This is a genomic window from Anoxybacillus ayderensis, assembly GCF_013761015.1.
Classification (GTDB): domain Bacteria; phylum Bacillota; class Bacilli; order Bacillales; family Anoxybacillaceae; genus Anoxybacillus; species Anoxybacillus ayderensis.
Genome location: NZ_JACDUV010000001.1, coordinates 1 through 20,651, shown reverse-complemented (window position 1 = coordinate 20,651; position 20,651 = coordinate 1). Strand labels below are relative to the sequence as shown.

19 protein-coding genes and 1 rRNA gene are annotated in these 20,651 nt (G+C 40.1%); 9 read left to right on the top strand and 11 right to left on the bottom strand.

The features are described from left to right. The first annotated feature begins 161 nt into the window (after nt 1–161). Nucleotides 162–752 carry a spore protease YyaC gene (gene yyaC, locus HNR63_RS00100; protein WP_042534882.1) on the top strand — a complete coding sequence of 197 codons (591 nt, stop codon included), beginning with the start codon at nt 162–164 and terminating at the stop codon, nt 750–752. Here yyaC and HNR63_RS00095 read toward each other — a convergent pair. From HNR63_RS00095 to rpmH, 11 genes are all read right to left on the bottom strand, one after another. Then, the gene (locus tag HNR63_RS00095; protein ID WP_181519400.1) at nt 744–1,448 is read right to left on the bottom strand and encodes a DUF554 domain-containing protein; all 705 of its coding nucleotides are present in this window, start codon (nt 1,446–1,448) and stop codon (nt 744–746) included. The two genes, yyaC and HNR63_RS00095, sit on opposite strands and share 9 nt — an antisense overlap. Nucleotides 1,449–1,461: 13 nt before the next feature. Next, nucleotides 1,462–2,325, bottom strand: coding sequence for a ParB/RepB/Spo0J family partition protein (locus HNR63_RS00090; protein WP_181519399.1), 864 nt, complete (start codon nt 2,323–2,325; stop codon nt 1,462–1,464). Continuing rightward, a complete protein-coding gene (locus tag HNR63_RS00085) occupies nt 2,318–3,079 on the bottom strand; it encodes a ParA family protein (protein ID WP_042534876.1) in 762 nt (253 codons plus the stop codon). Before HNR63_RS00085 ends, HNR63_RS00090 begins: the two co-directional genes overlap by 8 nt. 101 nt (nt 3,080–3,180) lie before the next feature. After that, entirely contained in the window at nt 3,181–4,032 is an 852-nt protein-coding gene (noc, locus tag HNR63_RS00080; protein ID WP_181519398.1) for a nucleoid occlusion protein, read from the bottom strand. 35 nt (nt 4,033–4,067) lie between these two features. Continuing rightward, nucleotides 4,068–4,781, bottom strand: coding sequence for a 16S rRNA (guanine(527)-N(7))-methyltransferase RsmG (gene rsmG, locus HNR63_RS00075; RefSeq protein ID WP_042534872.1), 714 nt, complete (start codon nt 4,779–4,781; stop codon nt 4,068–4,070). Nucleotides 4,782–4,794: 13 nt separating this feature from the next. Then, on the bottom strand, nt 4,795–6,684 hold the full coding sequence (gene mnmG / locus HNR63_RS00070; protein ID WP_181519397.1) for a tRNA uridine-5-carboxymethylaminomethyl(34) synthesis enzyme MnmG: 1,890 nt from the start codon (nt 6,682–6,684) through the stop codon (nt 4,795–4,797). Nucleotides 6,685–6,695: 11 nt separating this feature from the next. Then, entirely contained in the window at nt 6,696–8,081 is a 1,386-nt protein-coding gene (mnmE, locus tag HNR63_RS00065; RefSeq protein ID WP_181519396.1) for a tRNA uridine-5-carboxymethylaminomethyl(34) synthesis GTPase MnmE, read from the bottom strand. A 175-nt stretch (nt 8,082–8,256) separates the two neighbouring features. Continuing rightward, complete coding sequence (gene jag, locus HNR63_RS00060; RefSeq protein WP_085788916.1) at nt 8,257–8,871, bottom strand: RNA-binding cell elongation regulator Jag/EloR; 615 nt, start codon at nt 8,869–8,871, stop codon at nt 8,257–8,259. Next, complete coding sequence (spoIIIJ, locus tag HNR63_RS00055; protein ID WP_181519395.1) at nt 8,868–9,635, bottom strand: YidC family membrane integrase SpoIIIJ; 768 nt, start codon at nt 9,633–9,635, stop codon at nt 8,868–8,870. The genes jag and spoIIIJ overlap by 4 nt, the downstream gene beginning before the upstream one ends. A 63-nt stretch (nt 9,636–9,698) precedes the next feature. Beyond that, on the bottom strand, nt 9,699–10,037 hold the full coding sequence (gene rnpA / locus HNR63_RS00050; RefSeq protein ID WP_181519394.1) for a ribonuclease P protein component: 339 nt from the start codon (nt 10,035–10,037) through the stop codon (nt 9,699–9,701). 63 nt (nt 10,038–10,100) lie between these two features. Then, nucleotides 10,101–10,235 carry a 50S ribosomal protein L34 gene (rpmH, locus tag HNR63_RS00045; RefSeq protein WP_003397591.1) on the bottom strand — a complete coding sequence of 45 codons (135 nt, stop codon included), beginning with the start codon at nt 10,233–10,235 and terminating at the stop codon, nt 10,101–10,103. 469 nt (nt 10,236–10,704) lie between these two features. Here rpmH and dnaA point away from each other — a divergent pair, with 469 nt between their 5' ends. The 8 genes from dnaA to HNR63_RS00005 form a co-directional block, all read left to right on the top strand. After that, the gene (gene dnaA, locus HNR63_RS00040) at nt 10,705–12,048 is read left to right on the top strand and encodes a chromosomal replication initiator protein DnaA (protein WP_042536410.1); all 1,344 of its coding nucleotides are present in this window, start codon (nt 10,705–10,707) and stop codon (nt 12,046–12,048) included. 157 nt (nt 12,049–12,205) lie between these two features. Then, complete coding sequence (dnaN, locus tag HNR63_RS00035; protein WP_181519393.1) at nt 12,206–13,342, top strand: DNA polymerase III subunit beta; 1,137 nt, start codon at nt 12,206–12,208, stop codon at nt 13,340–13,342. A 99-nt stretch (nt 13,343–13,441) separates the two neighbouring features. Continuing rightward, a complete protein-coding gene (gene yaaA / locus HNR63_RS00030; protein WP_181519392.1) occupies nt 13,442–13,654 on the top strand; it encodes a S4 domain-containing protein YaaA in 213 nt (70 codons plus the stop codon). Nucleotides 13,655–13,669: 15 nt separating this feature from the next. Beyond that, nucleotides 13,670–14,785 carry a DNA replication/repair protein RecF gene (recF, locus tag HNR63_RS00025; RefSeq protein WP_042536407.1) on the top strand — a complete coding sequence of 372 codons (1,116 nt, stop codon included), beginning with the start codon at nt 13,670–13,672 and terminating at the stop codon, nt 14,783–14,785. Between the two features lie 61 nt (nt 14,786–14,846). Next, nucleotides 14,847–16,763 carry a DNA topoisomerase (ATP-hydrolyzing) subunit B gene (gyrB, locus tag HNR63_RS00020; protein WP_395857449.1) on the top strand — a complete coding sequence of 639 codons (1,917 nt, stop codon included), beginning with the start codon at nt 14,847–14,849 and terminating at the stop codon, nt 16,761–16,763. A gap of 70 nt (nt 16,764–16,833) precedes the next feature. Next, nucleotides 16,834–19,293: a DNA gyrase subunit A gene (gene gyrA / locus HNR63_RS00015; RefSeq protein ID WP_075039596.1), complete on the top strand. Its 2,460-nt coding sequence runs from the start codon at nt 16,834–16,836 to the stop codon at nt 19,291–19,293. 46 nt (nt 19,294–19,339) lie between these two features. Continuing rightward, nucleotides 19,340–20,425: an HD-GYP domain-containing protein gene (locus tag HNR63_RS00010; RefSeq protein WP_042895275.1), complete on the top strand. Its 1,086-nt coding sequence runs from the start codon at nt 19,340–19,342 to the stop codon at nt 20,423–20,425. Between the two features lie 150 nt (nt 20,426–20,575). Then, nucleotides 20,576–20,651: ribosomal RNA gene (locus HNR63_RS00005) — 16S ribosomal RNA — on the top strand; the annotation flags it as partial.

The window sequence follows — 20,651 nt, the reverse complement described above, 5'->3', positions numbered from 1 at the left end:
AAAATGACCTATACAAGCTCCCTTGTTTACGCATAAGTTATTGTAACAGTATTTTGCTTACATTTGTAGCGCGTGAACTTTCTAGGACGTTCAATGTATATATATTCACATTTTTCCGTATACTGTTACCATGTCATTTAATCGGAGGAGGGAACGGACGTATGCAAAACAAATTTTTTTACGATGAACCGAATGCGGCATCCCAACTTGCATCATCGATTTTATATTTGCTTCCAACTTCTACACATACACCTGTCGTCATCATTTGCATCGGTACCGATCGTTCGACTGGCGATTCGCTCGGTCCACTTGTCGGCACAATGCTCGAGCAAAAAGGGTCGTTGCCGTTTTATGTGTATGGAACGTTAAAAGATCCAATTCATGCCGTTAATTTAGAAGAAAAGCTAAAAGACATTCAACAACAACATAAACAGGCATTCATTATCGCTGTTGATGCTTGTCTCGGGCGCGTGAAAAACATCGGGATGGTTACAATTGAAAAAGGTCCATTAAAACCAGGAGCGGCTGTCAATAAAAATCTCCCTTCTGTCGGTGATGCCCACATTACCGGAATTGTCAATGTGAGCGGATTTATGGAATTTTTCGTGCTACAAAACACCCGACTTCATTTAGTAATGAATATGGCAGAAACAATTGCAACAGGCATTTATGAAGCTGGAATGCAACTGAAAAAACAACAACGGTTTGCGTCGTTGAAAGTGAACGAACTGAAATATAAACTATCAGAATAACATATGCATGAAAGCAACAATTAACGCATTGATTAAAATACTTGGTAATAAGTTTGCGACACGAACAGATGTAAGATTTAACATATTTAACCCAATCGCAATAATTAAAATTCCGCCTGTTGCGGTCGATTCAGCAATAAATGCTTCAAGGGCGCTTGATGGAATGAAATGATTAATTTGCGTAGCCAGTAAGGCAATCGATCCTTGATAAACGACAACGGGAATGGCTGAGAAAATAACGCCGATGCCAAACGTAGCGGTTAAGATGATGCTCGCAAAGCCGTCTAAAATCGATTTTGTATATAGTACAAGATGATCGCCTCTTAACCCGCTATGTAGCGCACCGACGATAGCCATCGAACCAACGACAAACAGAAGCGTGGCACTAACAAACCCTTTAGAGATTGCCCCTTCTGCTCCGTATCCTATTTTTCTTTCCACCCATTTTCCTAACCTTTCAAGCTTTTCTTCAATATCCCATATTTCCCCTAGCACTCCACCAAAAACTAAACTAATAATGACAATTAAAAATTGATCACTTTCTAATCCCATTTTTACGCCGAGCACGATGACGGAAAGCCCAATTCCGTTCATTACCGTTGATTTTACGCGTTCTGGGATATTTTTGAACATAGCACCTAACAGAGATCCAATAATAATACATATTCCGTTAACAAGCGTACCGAGTAAAGCCAACTAATTTCACATCCTATTCGTCCATTTGTTCATCGTACGCATTTAACAGTTGCAAAATACGCGTCAAATCTTCTTCTGAGAAAAATTCGATTTCAATTTTCCCTTTTTTTCGATGCTTTTTAATACATACCGCTGTTCCTAAACGCTCGCGCAATAACGCTTCACTTTGTGCCAAAAATAAATTTTTTTCCTCTTTCTTTTTCGATGTTTCACGTGGAACATTTTTGTTTAGTTGCTGAATAAGTGCCTCGAGTTGTCGGACATTAAGCGATTCTTGAATGACTCGTTGAATAACAGCTGCAAGCTTTTGTTTGTTTTTTAATGCAAGTAACGCCCGACCGTGTCCCATCGATAATGTACCTTCCTCAATCATTTGCTGAACATCACTTGGAAGTGAAAGAAGTCGAAGGTGATTAGCAATATGCGGACGGCTCTTTCCTAACCTTTTTGCCAGCTCTTCTTGCGTTAGTTTGCATCGCGTAAGCAATAATTGATATGCTGTTGCTTCTTCAATTGGGTTTAAATCCTCACGTTGTAAATTTTCAAGTAATGCAATCTCCATCATTTTTTCATCCGAAAGTTCACGCACAACCGCTGGAACAGTTTTCATTCCTGCTAATTGCGCCGCTCGAAAGCGCCGCTCACCGACGACAATTTCATACCCTTTGATCGTCTGACGAACGATGAGCGGTTGGACGATCCCATGTTCCATAATCGATTGCTTTAATTCTTCTAGCGCTTGTTCATCGAACGTTTTGCGCGGTTGATATGGGTTAGGACGAAGCTGTTGAATATCGATTTCTTGAACCGTTTCCCCTTTTTCTGCTTCCAAGTTAGTAAAAAGAGCATGAATGCCTTTTCCGAGCCCTTTAGCCATTTGCGATCACCTCTTTGGCAAAGTCTGCGTATACTTCCGCTCCCCGCGATTTCGCATCATACAAAATAATTGGCTTCCCGTGGCTTGGTGCCTCACTTAGTCGTACATTGCGCGGGATAATCGTTTCATACACTTTTTCACGGAAATACTTTTTGACTTCTTGAATCACTTGAATACCAAGATTTGTGCGCGCATCAAACATCGTGAGCAATACACCCTCGATGCGTAAATTCGAATTTAAATGTTTTTGCACGAGACGAATCGTATTTAATAGTTGACTCAATCCTTCCAATGCGTAATATTCACATTGCACAGGAATTAATACTGTATCTGCTGAAGTTAACGCATTAATCGTCAACAATCCGAGGGAAGGTGGACAGTCGATAATAATAAAATCATACATATCTTTCACCGGACTTAATGCTTTTTGTAAGCGCACTTCCCTTGAAACGATTGGAACGAGTTCAATCTCAGCTCCTGCTAATTGAATGGTGGCAGGAATAATATGCAATCGCTCAATATTTGTCGGGCGAATGACTTGACGTACATCCACTTCCTCAACTAATAAGTCATATGCACATTGTTCAATTTCATGTTTTTCCACACCAATGCCACTTGTCGCATTTCCTTGCGGATCAATATCGACAAGTAACGTTTTCTTTCCCATATGAGCTAAACACGCCGATAAATTTACCGCCGTTGTCGTTTTGCCAACACCGCCTTTTTGATTGGCAATCGCAATAATTTTCCCCACAACGCTCCCCATCCTTTACCTATAATACTTTTATTGTATCATGAATTTTTCAATATTTTCATATACAAAAAGAAAACCTCATCGTCGTTTTTGATGAGGTGTTATTTTTGTCTTTTCGGGATGCGGATTGTAATTTGGTAATAGTCTTCAAACTCTTCTTCTTCTGAATCAATAGCTACACCACTATCAGCGACCATCGTTAACGACTGACGAATCGTATTGACAGCGATACGCATATCTTTACTCAACGATTTCCGCTTCGGTTTCGGGCGTTTTTCATTTGCATCTCCTTCTAGCATTTTTGCGACTCGATCTTCTGTTTGTTTCACGTTTAGTTGCTTTTCGATAATTTCTTCAAGCAACTTTAACTGTTTATCGTAATCTTTTAACACAATTAAAGCACGAGCATGCCTTTCTGTAATTTGACGTTGTAATAATGCGTCTTGTACTTCTTGAGGCAGCTTTAATAAGCGAAGTTTGTTAGCAATCGTCGATTGTCCTTTTCCGAGCCGTTGCGCTAACGCTTCTTGCGTTAAATGATGCAATTCTAGCAAGCGAGCATAAGCCATCGCCTCTTCAATCGGGGTCAATTCTTCCCGCTGTAAGTTTTCAATTAAAGCAACAGAAGCTGTTTCCGTATCGTTTAAATTTTTAATAATGGCAGGGATATCCGTCCAGCCAAGCTTTTGTGCCGCCCGCCATCTTCGTTCCCCGGCAATAATTTCAAACTTCCCATCTTCACATTCTCGAACGACAATTGGCTGAATCATTCCATGTGTTCGAATCGTTTGAGCAAGCTCGTCAATTTTATCTTCAACAAAAATGGTCCGCGGCTGAAAACGGTTTGGGACAATTTGTGAAATAGCGATTCGCTTTATTTCTTCATTTGGTACAACGATTTCTTCTTGCTCTTTCTCACCAAAGCTAAAAAAGCGCGAAAAAGGATGCTTCATTTCCCCCTGACACCACCTTTGAGAACTCAAAACATTCATTCAATTGGAAGTTTGTTTGGTACCCCTGGTTTGCGTGGATATTTCTTCGGTGTTTTTCGTCTCTTTTCAACAAAAACAATCGCTCGTTCGCTTTCCTCAATCGGCAATAAAAATTGTTCTACTTTTGTCACTTCGCCGCCTAGCACGCGGATCGCTGTACTCCCTTGCTCAAGCTCTTCGTGTGCTGACGCTCCTTTCATCGCGATAAACGTCCCGCCTACTTTTACAAGCGGTAAACAAAGTTCACTTAGCACAGACAAACGAGCAACCGCACGAGCCATCACGACATCAAACGACTCTCGAACCGTTTTTTGTCCAAACGTTTCAGCACGATCGTGATAAAAAGCTACTCCTTCAAGCTGAAGTTGTGCAGCTAAATGATTTAGAAACGTAATTCGTTTTTGCAATGAATCGACAATTGATACATGTAAGTGAGGAAAGCAAATTTTTAACGGTATGCTCGGAAACCCTGCTCCCGCCCCAACATCGCAAATGGATAACGGCCGCGAGAAATCATAATAAAAAGCAGGTGTAATGGAATCGAAAAAATGTTTTAAATATACGCCTTCTTTGTCTGTAATAGCCGTTAAGTTCATTTTTTCATTCCATTCGACAAGCAATTGATAATATGTTTCGAATTGAGCGAGTTGTTGAGGAGAAAGCAAAATTCCTTTCTCCTCTAACATTTGTTTAAATACATTTACATCCATCATTCATCCCTCTTTATTCATTTGACACGCGTGCGATTTTTCCCTGCTCCAAATAAACTAATAAAATTGAAATATCCGCTGGATTGACTCCCGAGATGCGCGATGCTTGTGCAATTGAAAGCGGACGAACTTGTTTTAATTTTTGTCGCGCCTCTGTCGCCAACCCTGTAATCGCATCGTAATCAATGTCTTCTGGAATTTTTTTATTCTCCATTTTCTTTAATTTTTCAACTTGTTGTAGCGATTTTTCAATATACCCTTCGTACTTAATTTGAATTTCCACTTGTTCCGCTACTTCAGGATCGATCGGTTGTTCCGCCGGTGCAATCATTTGAATATGCTCATACGTCATTTCTGGACGCTTTAACAAGTCAGCTGCTCGAATGCCGTCTTTTAACTCGCTTCCCCCAACGTTGCGAATCATTTCTTGCACTTGCGGCGTCGGTTTAATAATGTACGATTTTAAACGTTTCTTTTCCGCTTCGATCGCTTCTTTTTTTGCTATAAACTTTTCATATCGCTCTTGGGAAATTAGTCCGAGTTTATAACCAATCTCCGTTAACCGTAAATCTGCGTTGTCATGACGCAATAAAAGACGATATTCCGCACGAGATGTTAACAGGCGGTACGGCTCGTTCGTTCCCTTTGTAACAAGATCGTCAATTAAAACGCCAATATATGCTTCTGAGCGACTTAAAATTAACTCCTCTTTTCCGAGCGCTTTGCATGCCGCATTAATGCCGGCAATAAGCCCTTGACCAGCCGCCTCTTCATATCCTGATGTCCCATTAATTTGTCCTGCCGTATATAACCGTTGAACGACCTTCGTTTCTAACGTTGGCCACAGTTGCGTTGGAACGATCGCATCGTATTCAATCGCATAGCCAGCTCGCATGAGTTGCGCTTTTTCCAACCCCGGTATTGTCGCTAACATTTGGCGTTGAATATGCTCCGGCAAGCTTGTAGACAAACCTTGTACATACACTTCTTGCGTATGTCTTCCTTCTGGCTCAAGGAAAATTTGGTGACGTGGCTTGTCATGGAAACGAACAATTTTATCTTCAATCGATGGGCAGTAGCGCGGACCTGTCCCTTTAATCATCCCTGAATACATCGGTGACAAATGTAAATTTTCGTCGATAATTCGGTGCGTCTCCTCTGTCGTATAAGTAAGCCAACAAGGGAGCTGATCGGTAATATATTGTGTCGTCTCATATGAAAATGCGCGCGGCACTTCATCGCCTGGCTGAATTTCTGTTTTGCTGTAGTCGATCGTATGGCTATTGACACGCGGTGGCGTCCCCGTTTTAAAACGAACAAGCTCAAAACCGAGTTCCTCTAAATGTTCTGAAAGCTTAATTGATGGTTGCTGATTGTTTGGGCCACTCGAATACTTAATGTCCCCGATAATGATTTCACCGCGTAAAAACGTTCCTGTCGTAATGACGACAGCCTTGGCATAATAGCGAGCACCTGTATGCGTAATAACTCCTTTACATACACCATCTTCTACGATTAATTTTTCTACTTTTCCTTGCAATAATGTTAAATTCTCTTGATTTTCTAGCGTTTTTTTCATTTCTTGTTGATATAAAAATTTATCTGCTTGTGCCCGTAACGCCCGCACAGCAGGCCCTTTTCCTGTATTCAACATACGCATTTGAATATGCGTTTTGTCGATATTTTTCCCCATTTCTCCGCCTAATGCGTCAATTTCGCGAACGACGATACCTTTTGCAGGGCCACCGATCGATGGGTTACATGGCATAAAAGCAATCATATCGAGATTGAGTGTGATCACTAACGTACTTGCTCCCATGCGCGCAGCAGCAAGCGCTGCTTCACATCCTGCATGCCCAGCACCTACAACGATGACATCATAAGATCCTGCCTCGTAATGCATAAATACCCTCCTTATTTTCCTAAACAAAATTGTGCAAACAATTGATCAATTAAGCTTTCGTGCACCGTATCTCCAATGATTTCCCCTAACAATTCCCACGCTCTCGTTAAATCAATTTGCACGATGTCGATTGGCATATCTGCTTCGATGCCGTGAATCGCTTCTTCGATCGCTTTTTTCGCTTGCGTCAATAACGCAATATGACGCGAGTTTGATACATACGTTAAGTCCCGCGCTTCCACATCTCCGCTGAAAAATAATGAGGCAATCGCCTCTTCTAGTTGGTCGATTCCCTTTTCTTCTAACAGCGATGTTGTAATGATTGGTGCGCCTTGCGCCAATTGCTGTACTCGCTCCATATCAATTCGTTTCGGTAAATCTGTTTTATTAACAATGACAATAACATCCATCCCTTCGACCGCTTCGAACAATCGTTCATCTTCTTCCGTTAACGGTTCGTTATAGTTGAGGACGAGTAAAATTAAGTCTGCCTCTTTTAACACTTTCCGTGATCGCTCGACCCCAATTCGTTCAACAATATCTTCTGTTTCACGAATACCTGCTGTATCTAATAGACGGAGCGGTACACCGCGAACGTTGACGTACTCCTCAATGACATCTCTTGTTGTACCTGGAATGTCGGTGACAATCGCTCGGTTTTCGTGGGCCAAGCTGTTTAATAGCGATGATTTCCCAACATTCGGTCGCCCGACAATGACTGTCGCTAATCCGTCTCGTAACACTTTTCCTTGTTGTGCTGTTTGTAACAGTCGCTCAATTTCGTTTTTCACTTCTGTTGCCTTTTCAAGCAACAATCGATGCGTCATTTCTTCGACATCGTCGTATTCGGGGTAATCAATATTTACTTCGACATGTGCCAACGTCTCTAAAATCGTTTGACGTAATCGACGAATGAGTTTCGATAAACGTCCTTCCATTTGGTTCAATGCGACAGCCATCGCTCGGTCGGTTTTTGCGCGAATTAAATCCATTACCGCTTCTGCTTGTGATAAATCGATACGCCCGTTTAAAAAAGCTCTTTTTGTAAATTCTCCGGGTTGTGCCAGACGAGCTCCATGTGCTAACACGAGCTGAAGCACGCGATTAACAGAAACAAGCCCCCCGTGGCAATTAATTTCAACAACATCTTCACGTGTAAACGTTTTTGGAGCTCTCATCACTGTGACCATCACTTCTTCAACAATTTCTTTCGTCTCTGGATGCACAATGTGCCCGTAATGGATTGTGTGAGACGGGACGTCTTTTAGTTTCTTCCCCCTAACACCGACAAACAGTTGATCAACAATTTTTATCGCTTCATCCCCACTTAAACGGACGATCGCAATCGCCCCTTCACCCATCGGAGTTGAAATCGCTGCAATTGTATCAAATTCCATCTTGTTCACCTTCTTTCATAAAAACAAAAATATCCACAATCTATATCATGTATGTTTTCCTCACAATGATAATCAAATAAATTTTAACTTATCCACATGTGAATAACAACATACACGTAACGTTTCAATTGACAAAAAAAATTCTCTAGGAACGACTTCCCCTAGAGAATGTTTATCATTTTAGTGAAATAACGACATGACGATACGGCTCCGCCCCAGCTGAAAACGTTTGTATCCTTTCATCATCGCTTAACGCTGTATGAATGACTTTCCGTTCCCATGCACTCATTGGCTCTAACGAAATATCTTGTCCCGTTTGGATTGCTTTTTTCGCCATATTCTTCGCTAAACGAACGAGCGTTTCTTCTCTTCGTTTCCGATACCCTTCCGCATCAATCACAACATGAAGCGGACGATCGGTGCAACGGTTTAAAACTCCTTGTGCCAATAATTGTAAAGCATTAAGTGTTTGACCGTGTCTTCCGATTACTCGTGCTACATCTTGCCCCGAAAGCGAGACAACGAAACGGTCTCCTTCCGCTTGACAAGAAAGATTGACACGTACATTCATTTGTTCAATCACATGTTTTAAAAACGATTCCACACAAAAAAACGGGTTGCTAATCGTTACTTCAACGACCGCTTCTTTTCCACCGAACAAGCCAAGAAACGGCCTTTTTTCTTGTTGAACAACAACAATATCGACCGCTTCTTTCGGCACATGTAATTGCGCTAACGCTTTTTCCACTGCCTCTTCTACCGTTTGGCCACCCATCGTCACTCGTTTCACTTTCCTGTTCCCCCAGCTTGTTTTGTTGCTTTTAAGTCTGGTCCTTTAATGAAATACGTTTGTGCAATCATAAATAAGTTTCCGACAACCCAATAAAGTGAGAGGGCAGCTGGAAAGTTAATCGCAAATACAACGACCATAATTGGCATTAACCAAAGCATCATTGCCATTTGCGGATTTTGTTGTTCCGTGCCCGCCATCATCATCTTTTGTTGGATAAATGTCGTTACCCCTGCGACAAGCGGCAGGATAAAGAACGGGTCTTTTTCCCCTAAGTCAAACCATAAAAAGTTATGGCGTGCAATTTCTTCTGTACGCATAATAGCGTGGTAAAATCCAATTAAAATCGGCATTTGAATGAATAACGGCAAACACCCTGCTAACGGATTCACACCGTGCTTTTGGAAAAGCAACATCGTTTCTTGTTGCAGTTTTTGTTGCGTTTGCGCATCTTTTGAACTATATTTTTCACGAAGTTTTTGTAGTTCTGGTTGTAACGCTTGCATTGCTTTGGAACTTCTCGTTTGTTGAATCATCAACGGCAAGATAGCTAAGCGAATTAAAATCGTAACGACAATAATCCCTAAACCGTAATTGGAGCCAAACAACTCAGACATGTATGTGATTAACCAAGATAGTGGGTAAACGATGTACTCGTTCCAAAATCCTTTACTTTCTGCAGTAATTGGCTGGTTAATTTCTGAACATCCTGCTAACACAACAGCAAGAAGTAAAAACAGCCATGCGACTTGCCTTTTTTTCACTCGTTTTTCCCCCTTACTTCATACGTTCCACGAAATATTTTAACATATCGCTCGTCCAAACATTTAATGAAAAACGTTCGCCCGCCTCAAAACATGCAATAAACTTTTTTTTACCTCTTCATACCCCATCGTAGCTACTGGCATTCGCGCAATAATGACATAATCTTTTCCCGCTTCGATCCGATCACGTTCTTCGTGAAACACTTGGCGAATATATCGTTTCACGCGATTTCGAACGACTGCTTTTCCGATCTTTTTGCTAACGGATAATCCGATACGAAAATAACATTGTCCCGGCTGATCTAAAACGTATACGACAAACTGCCGATTCGCTACCGATGTTCCTCGTTGAAATACTTCTTGAAATTCATCATTTTTTTTTATGCGATATTTTTTTTTCATGTGTCCCAATCACACCTCGATCGTAACTCCCGTTAGAAAAAAGACCACTGATCGTTCAGTGGCCTATGCAGATAATACTTTTCTTCCTTTACGACGACGGCGAGCAAGAACTTTTCTTCCGTTCTTTGTGCTCATGCGCGCACGGAAACCGTGTACTTTACTACGCTTCCGCTTATTTGGTTGATACGTTCTTTTCATATATGACACCTCCCTGAGGAATAACTGTTAAAAGACAGTCTTTCTAATTATAGTGAGAAATTTAGAGAAATGTCAACTACTCCAGGAGTATCTTTTTTTGACTATGTTGTGATTATTGTTGTGGATAAAATTTTTGTCGTTTTTTTCGTATCCACAACATTTATCGACAAGTTTTTCACATCTTATAACCTTGTGGATAAATTTTTTTCACATCTTTTTCGTTTTGTGGATAATCTTTTAAACCCATTGCAACATAAGTATTTATCTGCTATTATATTGTTGTTTTTACTCTGGATAATTCTATAAGTTTTTTTCATTATCCACAAAATGTGGATAATGTGTGGACAGTTCCGTCCACATCCTGTGTAAATATTTGTCCACAACCGGTGAAAACTGTCGAAAAAAAATTTTTTTATAGACAAAGTTGTACAAATGTTGAACACCCGCGCGGAGAAGGAGGGAGAGCGGCGTGGAAAATATTTCGGACTTATGGAATAAAGCTTTAGCCGAGATTGAGAAAAAAATTAGCAAACCGAGCTTTGAAACGTGGTTAAAATCGACATCTGCTCATTCGCTAAAAGGCGACATACTTATTATTACCGTTCCAAATGAATTCACAAAAGATTGGCTCGAATCGCGCTACACACGGCTCATTGAGCAAACGCTCTATGACATTACCGGAGAAGAGTTAAAAATTAAATGCACGATCCCTAATCATCAAACACTAGAGGAATTTGATCTAAAACCATCGAGCAAACCGCGAAAACACGATGACGAACAAACAGAATTTCCACAAAGTATGCTGAATCCAAAGTATACATTCGATACTTTTGTCATTGGATCTGGCAATCGCTTTGCCCACGCTGCATCTTTGGCAGTAGCAGAAGCACCGGCCAAAGCATACAACCCCCTTTTCATTTATGGTGGTGTAGGCCTAGGCAAGACGCACCTCATGCACGCAATCGGCCATTACGTTCTTGAACATAATCCGTCAGCAAAAGTTGTTTATTTATCTTCGGAAAAGTTTACAAATGAATTTATTAATGCCATTCGCGATAATCGTCCAGATGATTTTCGCAACAAATATCGTAACGTGGACGTACTGTTAATAGATGATATTCAATTTCTTGCGGGAAAAGAACAGACGCAAGAGGAGTTTTTCCATACGTTTAATACATTACATGAAGAAAGTAAGCAAATTGTCATATCGAGTGACCGACCTCCAAAAGAAATTCCGACGTTAGAAGATCGCCTTCGTTCTCGTTTTGAATGGGGATTAATTACGGATATCACTCCTCCTGATTTAGAAACGAGAATTGCCATTTTGCGTAAAAAAGCAAAGGCGGAAGGCTTCGACATCCCGAACGAAGTGATGTTGTACATCGCCAATCAAATCGATTCGAACATTCGTGAATTGGAAGGTGCACTCATTCGGGTCGTTGCTTACTCCTCTTTAATTAACAAAGAAATTAACGCAGATTTAGCAGCAGAAGCATTAAAAGATATCATTCCAAGCTCCAAACCAAGAGTCATTACAATCCAAGACATTCAACGCGTTGTTGGGGAGCATTTCAACTTGAAACTCGAAGATTTTAAGGCAAAGAAACGGACAAAATCGGTTGCATTTCCGCGCCAAATTGCAATGTATCTTTCGCGCGAGCTGACGGATTGCTCACTTCCGAAGATTGGTGAGGAATTTGGAGGGCGTGATCATACGACTGTCATCCATGCTCACGAGAAAATTTCAGCACTCATCCAAACAGACGTTCAATTACAAAAACAGCTGAAAGAAATTATGGAGAAACTGAAATAATGTGAATAACTGCTTTATGTTTGTGCACAGTCTGTCCACATGTGGATAGTCTGTGCTTCCTTTGTTTTATTCACTTATCCACATAATCACAGCGCCTAGTACTATGATTAATAGTTTTTTAAAAAAATATAATAAATAAATTAGGGAGGTTTTCTTTGTGAAAGTTATTATTGATCGCGATCACTTAGTGAGAAGTGTACAAGATGTGATGAAAGCTGTATCATCTCGCACAACGATTCCGATTTTAACTGGAATTAAAATTGTTGCCTCGAAACAAGGTGTTACTTTAACAGGAAGTGATTCGGATATTTCGATCGAATCATTCATTCCAGCTGAGGAAGAAGATCGAGTCATTGTAGACGTCATTACCCAAGGTAGCGTTGTCTTACAAGCACGATTTTTTAGTGAAATTGTTCGTAAGTTACCGAAAGAAACGATAGAAATCGAAGTAAAAGACAAATTCGTCACGACGATCCGATCCGGAAAAACCGAATTTCATTTGAATGGATTAGATCCAGAAGAATATCCACGGCTACCACAAATTCAAGAAGAAAACATGTTTAAAGTACCAGCTGATTTGCTAAAACATGTTATTCGCCAAACGGTATTTGCGGTGTCCACCTCAGAAACACGCCCGATCTTAACAGGTGTAAACTGGCGGATTGAAAATAATGAACTGGTGTGTACTGCAACAGATAGTCATCGACTAGCAATGCGGAAAGCAAAAGTAGAAACGGAATCAGAAGCGTATTACAACATTGTCATTCCAGGCAAAAGCTTAAACGAGTTAAATAAAATTCTTGAAGAATCAAATGAGCCTGTTCATATTGTCGTAACTGAAAACCAAGTGTTATTCAAAACAAAACATTTATTGTTTTTCTCAAGGTTGTTAGACGGAAACTATCCAGATACATCTCGGCTAATTCCAGCAGAAAGCCAAACAGATATGATTGTCAAAACAAAAGAGTTTTTACAAGCAATCGATCGTGCATCGTTGCTAGCACGTGAAGGAAGAAATAACGTTGTTCGTTTATCAACATTGTCTGACAAAGTCGTTGAAATTTCGTCGAACTCACCTGAAATCGGAAAAGTGGTCGAAGAAGTACAATGTGAGCAGGTAGAAGGTGAAGAATTAAAAATTTCTTTCAGCGCAAAATATATGATGGATGCATTAAAAGCGTTAGAAGGGGCGGAAATTAAAATTAGTTTTACTGGTGCCATGCGGCCGTTTGTCATTCGACCACTTCATGACGATTCTATGCTTCAGTTAATTTTGCCTGTACGCACATACTAAAAAAGCTGCTAGAAGATCTAGCAGCTTTCCTTTTCTTCCCCCTTCTTTTTTAGTACAATGAAAAAATGGACACTTTTACAGAAAGTGAGCGGATGATGCATGAAAGAAATAAAAATTTCAACGGGAACAATTACGCTTGGACAATTTTTAAAACTAGCAAACGTCATTTCAACAGGTGGAATGGCGAAATGGTTTTTACAAACAAACGATGTGCTCGTTAATGGTGAACGGGAACAACGCCGCGGTCGGAAGTTGACAGTAGGAGATGTTGTTCATATTGAAACAATCGGTACATTTACGATTCGTTCGTAAAGGCGGGGGGCACCTTTGTTTTTAGAACAATTAACTTTAAAAAATTATCGGAACTATGAGCAAGGTTGTTGGCAATTTCGAAATAATGTAAACGTCATTTTAGGAGAAAACGCTCAAGGTAAGACGAATATTATGGAATCCATTTACGTCTTGTCGATGGCGAAATCACACCGAACAACAAACGATAAAGATTTAATTCGTTGGGAAGAAGATTATGCTAAAATAGAAGGTAAAGTAGAAAAGAAAAACGGTCAAATTTTTTTACAGTTGATCGTGTCGAAGAGAGGAAAAAAAGCAAAATTAAACTATATTGAACAGGCAAAATTAAGCAGCTACGTTGGCCATATGAACGTTGTCATGTTTGCCCCTGAAGATTTAAACCTTGTCAAAGGGAGCCCACAAATTCGAAGACGCTTTATCGATATGGAAATTGGCCAAGTATCACCTGTTTATATGCACGAGCTCGGACAATATCAAAAAGTGTTGCAACAAAGAAATCAATATTTGAAACTGCTTCAGTCGAAAAAACAGACGGACGAAACGTTTCTTGATGTGCTTACGGAACAGCTTGTGGAGCTCGCTGCAAAAATCACTCTAAAAAGATATGAATTTATTGAATTGTTACAAACGTGGGCAAAACCAATCCATGCTGAAATTAGCCGGGGCAATGAACAATTAGGGATTCATTATTGTCCTTCAGTTGATGTATTAGACGAACAACAATGGTCGAGAATAGTAGAAGTGTATAACGAAAAGTTCGCAAAAATAAAAACAAAAGAAATAGAACGAGGTACAACGCTCATTGGGCCACATCGAGATGATTTATCGTTTACGATTAACGGGAAAGATGTACAAACATTCGGTTCACAAGGTCAACAACGAACGACAGCTCTTTCATTGAAACTAGCTGAAATTGATTTAATTTTTTCAGAAATTGGCGAGTACCCTATTCTTTTACTTGATGATGTACTATCAGAGCTTGATGATTTTCGCCAAACGCATTTGTTAAATGCTATCCAAGGCAAAGTACAAACATTTGTAACGACAACGAGCATAGATGGAATCGAGCATCGCGTCATTCGTGAGGCAGATGTGTATGAAGTTGTCTCTGGACAAATGACGAAACGATAGTTTTTCTATAAACCTCGAACGTATTGTTCGAAAAGGAAAGCGTAGGTGATCAATAATGACGATGGAACAAAGAGAACAAGTCGTTTATGATGAAAGCCAAATTCAAGTTCTCGAAGGGTTAGAAGCGGTACGAAAAAGACCAGGGATGTATATCGGATCAACCGGTCCAAAAGGATTACACCATCTCGTTTGGGAAATCGTTGATAACAGCATTGATGAAGCGTTAGCTGGATTTTGTACGGAAATTAACGTCATTGTTGAAGAAGATAACAGCATTACAGTAATCGATAACGGCCGTGGGATTCCTGTTGGCATCCATGAAAAAATGGGGAGACCAGCTGTTGAAGTAATTATGACTGTGTTACACGCCGGTGGAAAATTCGGCGGCGGTGGATATAAAGTGTCTGGCGGTTTACACGGAGTTGGGGCATCTGTTGTAAATGCGTTGTCAGAAGAATTAGAAGTATATGTGCATCGTGATGGGAAAATTCACTATCAAAAATATACGCGCGGCGTGCCTTGTTCTGATTTGCAAGTTGTAGGCGAGACAGATCGGACAGGGACAACCATTCATTTTAAACCAGATCCAGAAATTTTTGTAGAAACGACTGAGTATGATTATGATACGCTCGCACATCGCTTACGAGAGCTTGCTTTTTTAAATAAAGGGATTCGCATTACGCTAGAAGATCGACGTGGCGAAAAGCGGCGCAACGAATATTATTACGAAGGTGGAATTTCTTCATACGTCAAACATTTAAATCGGACGAAAGAAACACTTCACGAGGAACCGATTTACGTTGAGGGAGAAAAAGACGGGATCCAAGTCGAAATCGCCTTGCAATATAACGATGGCTATACGAGTAATATATATTCATTTGCTAATAACATTCATACGCATGAAGGCGGTACGCATGAATTAGGTTTTAAAACGGCGTTAACGCGAATCATTAATGATTATGGTCGAAAAAACAATATGTTTAAAGAACAAGATGCCAATTTAACAGGAGAAGATGTGCGGGAAGGATTAACAGCAATCATTTCCGTAAAACATCCGTCTCCACAGTTTGAGGGACAAACGAAAACAAAACTCGGAAATAGCGATGCTCGCACCGCGACAGAGTCTATTTTTGCGGAGCAATTTGAAAAGTTTTTACTTGAAAATCCATCAGTCGCCAAAAAAATTGTTGAAAAAGGAATTTTAGCTTCACGGGCACGTCTCGCAGCTAAACGGGCGCGAGAATTGACGAGAAGAAAAAATGCGCTTGAAGTATCAAGTTTGCCTGGGAAATTAGCGGATTGTTCTTCGAAGGATCCATCGATATGCGAACTGTATGTCGTTGAGGGAGATTCAGCGGGTGGTTCTGCAAAACAAGGACGTGATCGTCATTTTCAAGCGATTTTACCGTTGCGTGGAAAAATTATTAACGTTGAAAAATCAAGATTAGATAAAATTTTATCAAACAATGAAGTGCGTGCCATTATTACAGCTCTTGGTACAGGAATTGGAGAAGAGTTTGATATTACAAAAGCTCGTTACCATAAAATTATTATTATGACAGACGCGGATGTCGACGGGGCGCATATTCGTACACTGTTGCTGACATTTTTCTACCGCTATATGCGCGAGGTCATTGAACAAGGTTACGTTTATATCGCTCAGCCACCTTTATATAAAATTCAGCAAGGGAAACGAATTGAGTATGCATATAGTGATCGACAACTTGAGGAAATATTAGGACGTTTACCAGAACAACCAAAACCGATTATTCAACGTTACAAAGGTCTTGGAGAAATGAACCCAGAACAACTTTGGGAAACGACGATGAACCCAGAAACGAGAACGTTGCTAAAAGTGAGTTTGCAAGATGCGATGGAAGCAGACGAAACATTTGAGATTTTAATGGGAGATAAAGTAGAACCACGTAGACAGTTTATCGAAGAAAACGCGAAGTATGTAAAAAATCTTGATATTTAAGTATGTCGGAGAGTGTTTGTTCACCCTCCCCTTGTTTTATTATTTTGTTAAGTAAGGGAGGTTCGTCTATATGTCTGAACGTGTAAAAGAAATAAGTATTAGTCAAGAAATGCGTGCATCGTTTCTCGACTATGCTATGAGCGTCATCGTATCGCGTGCACTTCCTGATGTGCGTGACGGACTAAAGCCGGTACATCGCCGAATTTTATATGCGATGCACGATTTAGGAATGACAGCGGACAAGCCTTACAAAAAGTCCGCACGTATTGTCGGTGAAGTGATCGGGAAGTACCATCCACATGGCGATGCAGCGGTGTACGATACGATGGTGCGGATGGCACAAGATTTTAACTATCGATATATGCTCGTTGATGGTCACGGAAACTTCGGATCAATTGATGGAGATGCCGCAGCAGCTATGCGTTATACGGAAGCGAGAATGTCGAAAATTTCGATGGAGCTGTTGCGGGATATTAACAAAGACACGATTGATTACCAAGATAACTACGACGGATCAGAACGTGAGCCCATTGTGTTGCCAGCTCGTTTTCCGAATTTACTCGTGAATGGATCTTCAGGTATTGCGGTCGGAATGGCGACAAACATTCCGCCGCATCAACTTGGGGAAGTCATTGATGCTTTATTAGAGTTGATGAAAGATCCTGATATGACCATTGCTGAACTAATGGAGTATTTGCCTGGTCCTGACTTCCCAACAGGCGCGCAAATTATCGGAAGAGGCGGTATACGAAAAGCGTATGAAACAGGACGGGGTTCGATTACATTACGCGCGAAAGCAGAGATTGAACAAAAAGAAAACGGAAAAGAAACAATTATTGTCCGAGAATTGCCTTATCAAGTAAATAAAGCAAAGTTGATTGAAAAAATTGCTGAACTTGTACGTGAAAAGAAAATAGAGGGTATTACGGATTTGCGTGATGAATCTGATCGGAGCGGCATGCGCATCGTTATTGAAGTAAGAAGAGATGTAAGTGCCCATGTGGTGCTCAACAATTTATACAAACAAACAGCTCTACAAACAAGCTTTGGTATTAATATGCTTGCCCTTGTTGACGGTCAACCAAAAGTGTTGAACTTAAAACAATGTTTACAACATTATTTAGACCATCAAAAGATTGTCATTCGTCGTCGGACGCAGTTTGAATTAAACAAAGCAGAAGCTCGTGCCCATATTTTAGAAGGGTTACGCATTGCCCTTGATCATTTAGACGAAGTGATTGAGCTTATTCGTCAATCTGCGACTGTAGACGTAGCGAAAGAAGGATTAATGACGAAGTTCCAGTTAAGCGAAAAACAAGCGCAAGCCATTTTAGATATGCGTCTACAACGTTTAACGGGATTGGAACGCGAAAAAATTGAACAAGAATATGCGGAGCTAGTGAAGCTCATTGCGCATTTAAAAGCCATTTTAGCTGATGAACAAAAAGTTTTACAAATTATTCGCGACGAATTACTTGAAATTAAAGAGAAGTTCAACGATGATCGTCGTACAGAAATTGTGAATGGCGGTTTAGAAACAATTGATGACGAAGATTTAATTACTCGCGAAAATATCGTTGTTACATTGACACATAGAGGGTATATTAAACGTCTCCCTGTTTCAACATACCGAAGCCAACGCCGAGGTGGACGCGGCATTCAAGGAATGAATACGAATGAAGACGATTTTGTTGAACATTTAGTCATTACATCTACACATGACATTGTTTTATTTTTTACGAACAAAGGGAAAGTGTATAAAGCAAAAGGATATGAAATTCCAGAGTTTAGCCGAACAGCGAAAGGAATTCCGATTGTTAACTTATTAAACATTGAAAAAGATGAAGTAATTAATACAGTGATTGCAATTGATCAATTTCGTGAAGATGCATTTTTATTTTTCACAACAAAGCAAGGAATTGCAAAACGATCACCGCTATCGTCATTTGCTAACATTCGCAACCACGGTTTAATTGCTATTCATTTGCATGAAGGAGATGAATTAATATCCGTAAAACTGACAGATGGTCATAAGCATATCATTGTAGGGACGAAAAATGGGATGTTAATTCGTTTCCCGGAGACAGATGTTCGTTCGATGGGACGAACAGCTGCAGGTGTGAAAGCAATTACGTTATGTCCGGGTGATGAAGTAGTTGGTATGGAGAGTTTGAATGGGAATGAGGAAATTTTAATTGTGACGAAAAACGGATACGGGAAACGGACACCAGCTTCAGAATATCGTATTCAAAGCCGTGGAGGAAAAGGGATTAAAACGTGTAACATTACTGAAAAAAATGGTGAAGTTGTGTCGGTAAAAACAGTTACAGGTGAAGAAGATTTAATGTTAATGACTGCAAGTGGTGTGATGATTCGTATGGCGGTAAGCGATATCTCTGTCATGGGACGAAACACCCAAGGAGTCAAGTTAATGCGTCTTGATGGAGAAAACGAGCAAGAGTATGTTGCGACAGTAGCCAAAGTGCCGAAAGAAGAAGAAAAAGAACAAGAACAATTGCAAGAAGAGTAGAGGGGAAATTCCCCCTCTACGTTCTTACAAAGGCGGGGAGAAAGACGTGTTGTTAGTAAAAACAGCTCAATTGCAAGAAGGATGCATCTTAGCGGAAGATGTTATTGGGAAATCGAATCGTGTCATTGTTCCGAAAAACACTGTGTTAACTCCGAAACTTTTAACTGTATTACAAAAGTTTCTCGTTACTCAAGTGCGTGTACAGTCAGTTCTTGTCGATGGGAGTACATTTCGACCAAGTGAAATTATTCAAGAAGATGCGCCAAAAACAAAAGTAACCGATAACAAAGATATATTGACATTATATTTAGAAGCTGTTCAGCAGTATAAACAAATGTTTCAAGGTTGGCAGTCTGGGTTGCCGATCGACATCGGCAAAGTGCGTCACATGTTTATGCCTTTATTCGAAAAAGTATTGGAATCGGAAAAAGAATTGCTCTTTTTTCACCACTACTCTACAAAATCAGAGTATTTATTCCATCATGCAGTAACGGTTGGCCTTCTCTCAGGTGTATTGGCGAAAAAATTGCAATATGCAAAAGGAGACTATTATCAAGTCGCAATTGCTGGATTATTGAGCGATTGCGGTATGGCTAAAGTCGATCCGAAAATACTGTACAAAAGCACAGCCCTTACACCAATGGAATATAAAGATATGCGCCAACATACCGTTTATGGATATAAAATGGTTCAAAAAATTACCGCGCTACAAGAAGGAGTGAAGCTCGCTATTTTGCAACATCATGAGCGCAATGACGGCAGCGGGTATTTACTTAGTGTTCAAGAAGAAAAAATTCACCCGTATAGCAAAATTGTTGCTGTGGCAGATGTTTACCATGCGATGATTTCTGAGCGGCCTTATCGTAATAAGCAATCTCCTTTTAAAGTATTTGAACAAATTCATAAAGATTGCTTTGGAAAATTTGATCTTTCTGTTGTTCGAGCGTTGGCTTCTCTTTTAATGACTCTTTCAATCGGGGCAAGAGTGAAATTATCAAATGAACAAATCGGGGAAATCATCTTTTTTGAACAAGATTCACCAAATCATCCGATGGTTAAGATAATTGAAACAAACAAAATTATTTCACTCAAAGATAAAAAGGATTTGTTCATTGAAGAGATTATAAAATGACAATGGTTATTGCCGTTGTCATTTAATTTTTTAATAAAAAATAGCATAAAAAGTGTTGACAATAAAAAAAGCATCTTGTATGATATGTCTTGTGCTTGATGTTCTTTGAAAACTGAACAAAACAGCAGCGTAAAAGCTAAGGATAACTTTTCTATGGAGAGTTTGATCCTGGCTCAGGACGAACGCTGGCGGCGTGCCTAATACATGCAAGTCGAGCGGACGATTC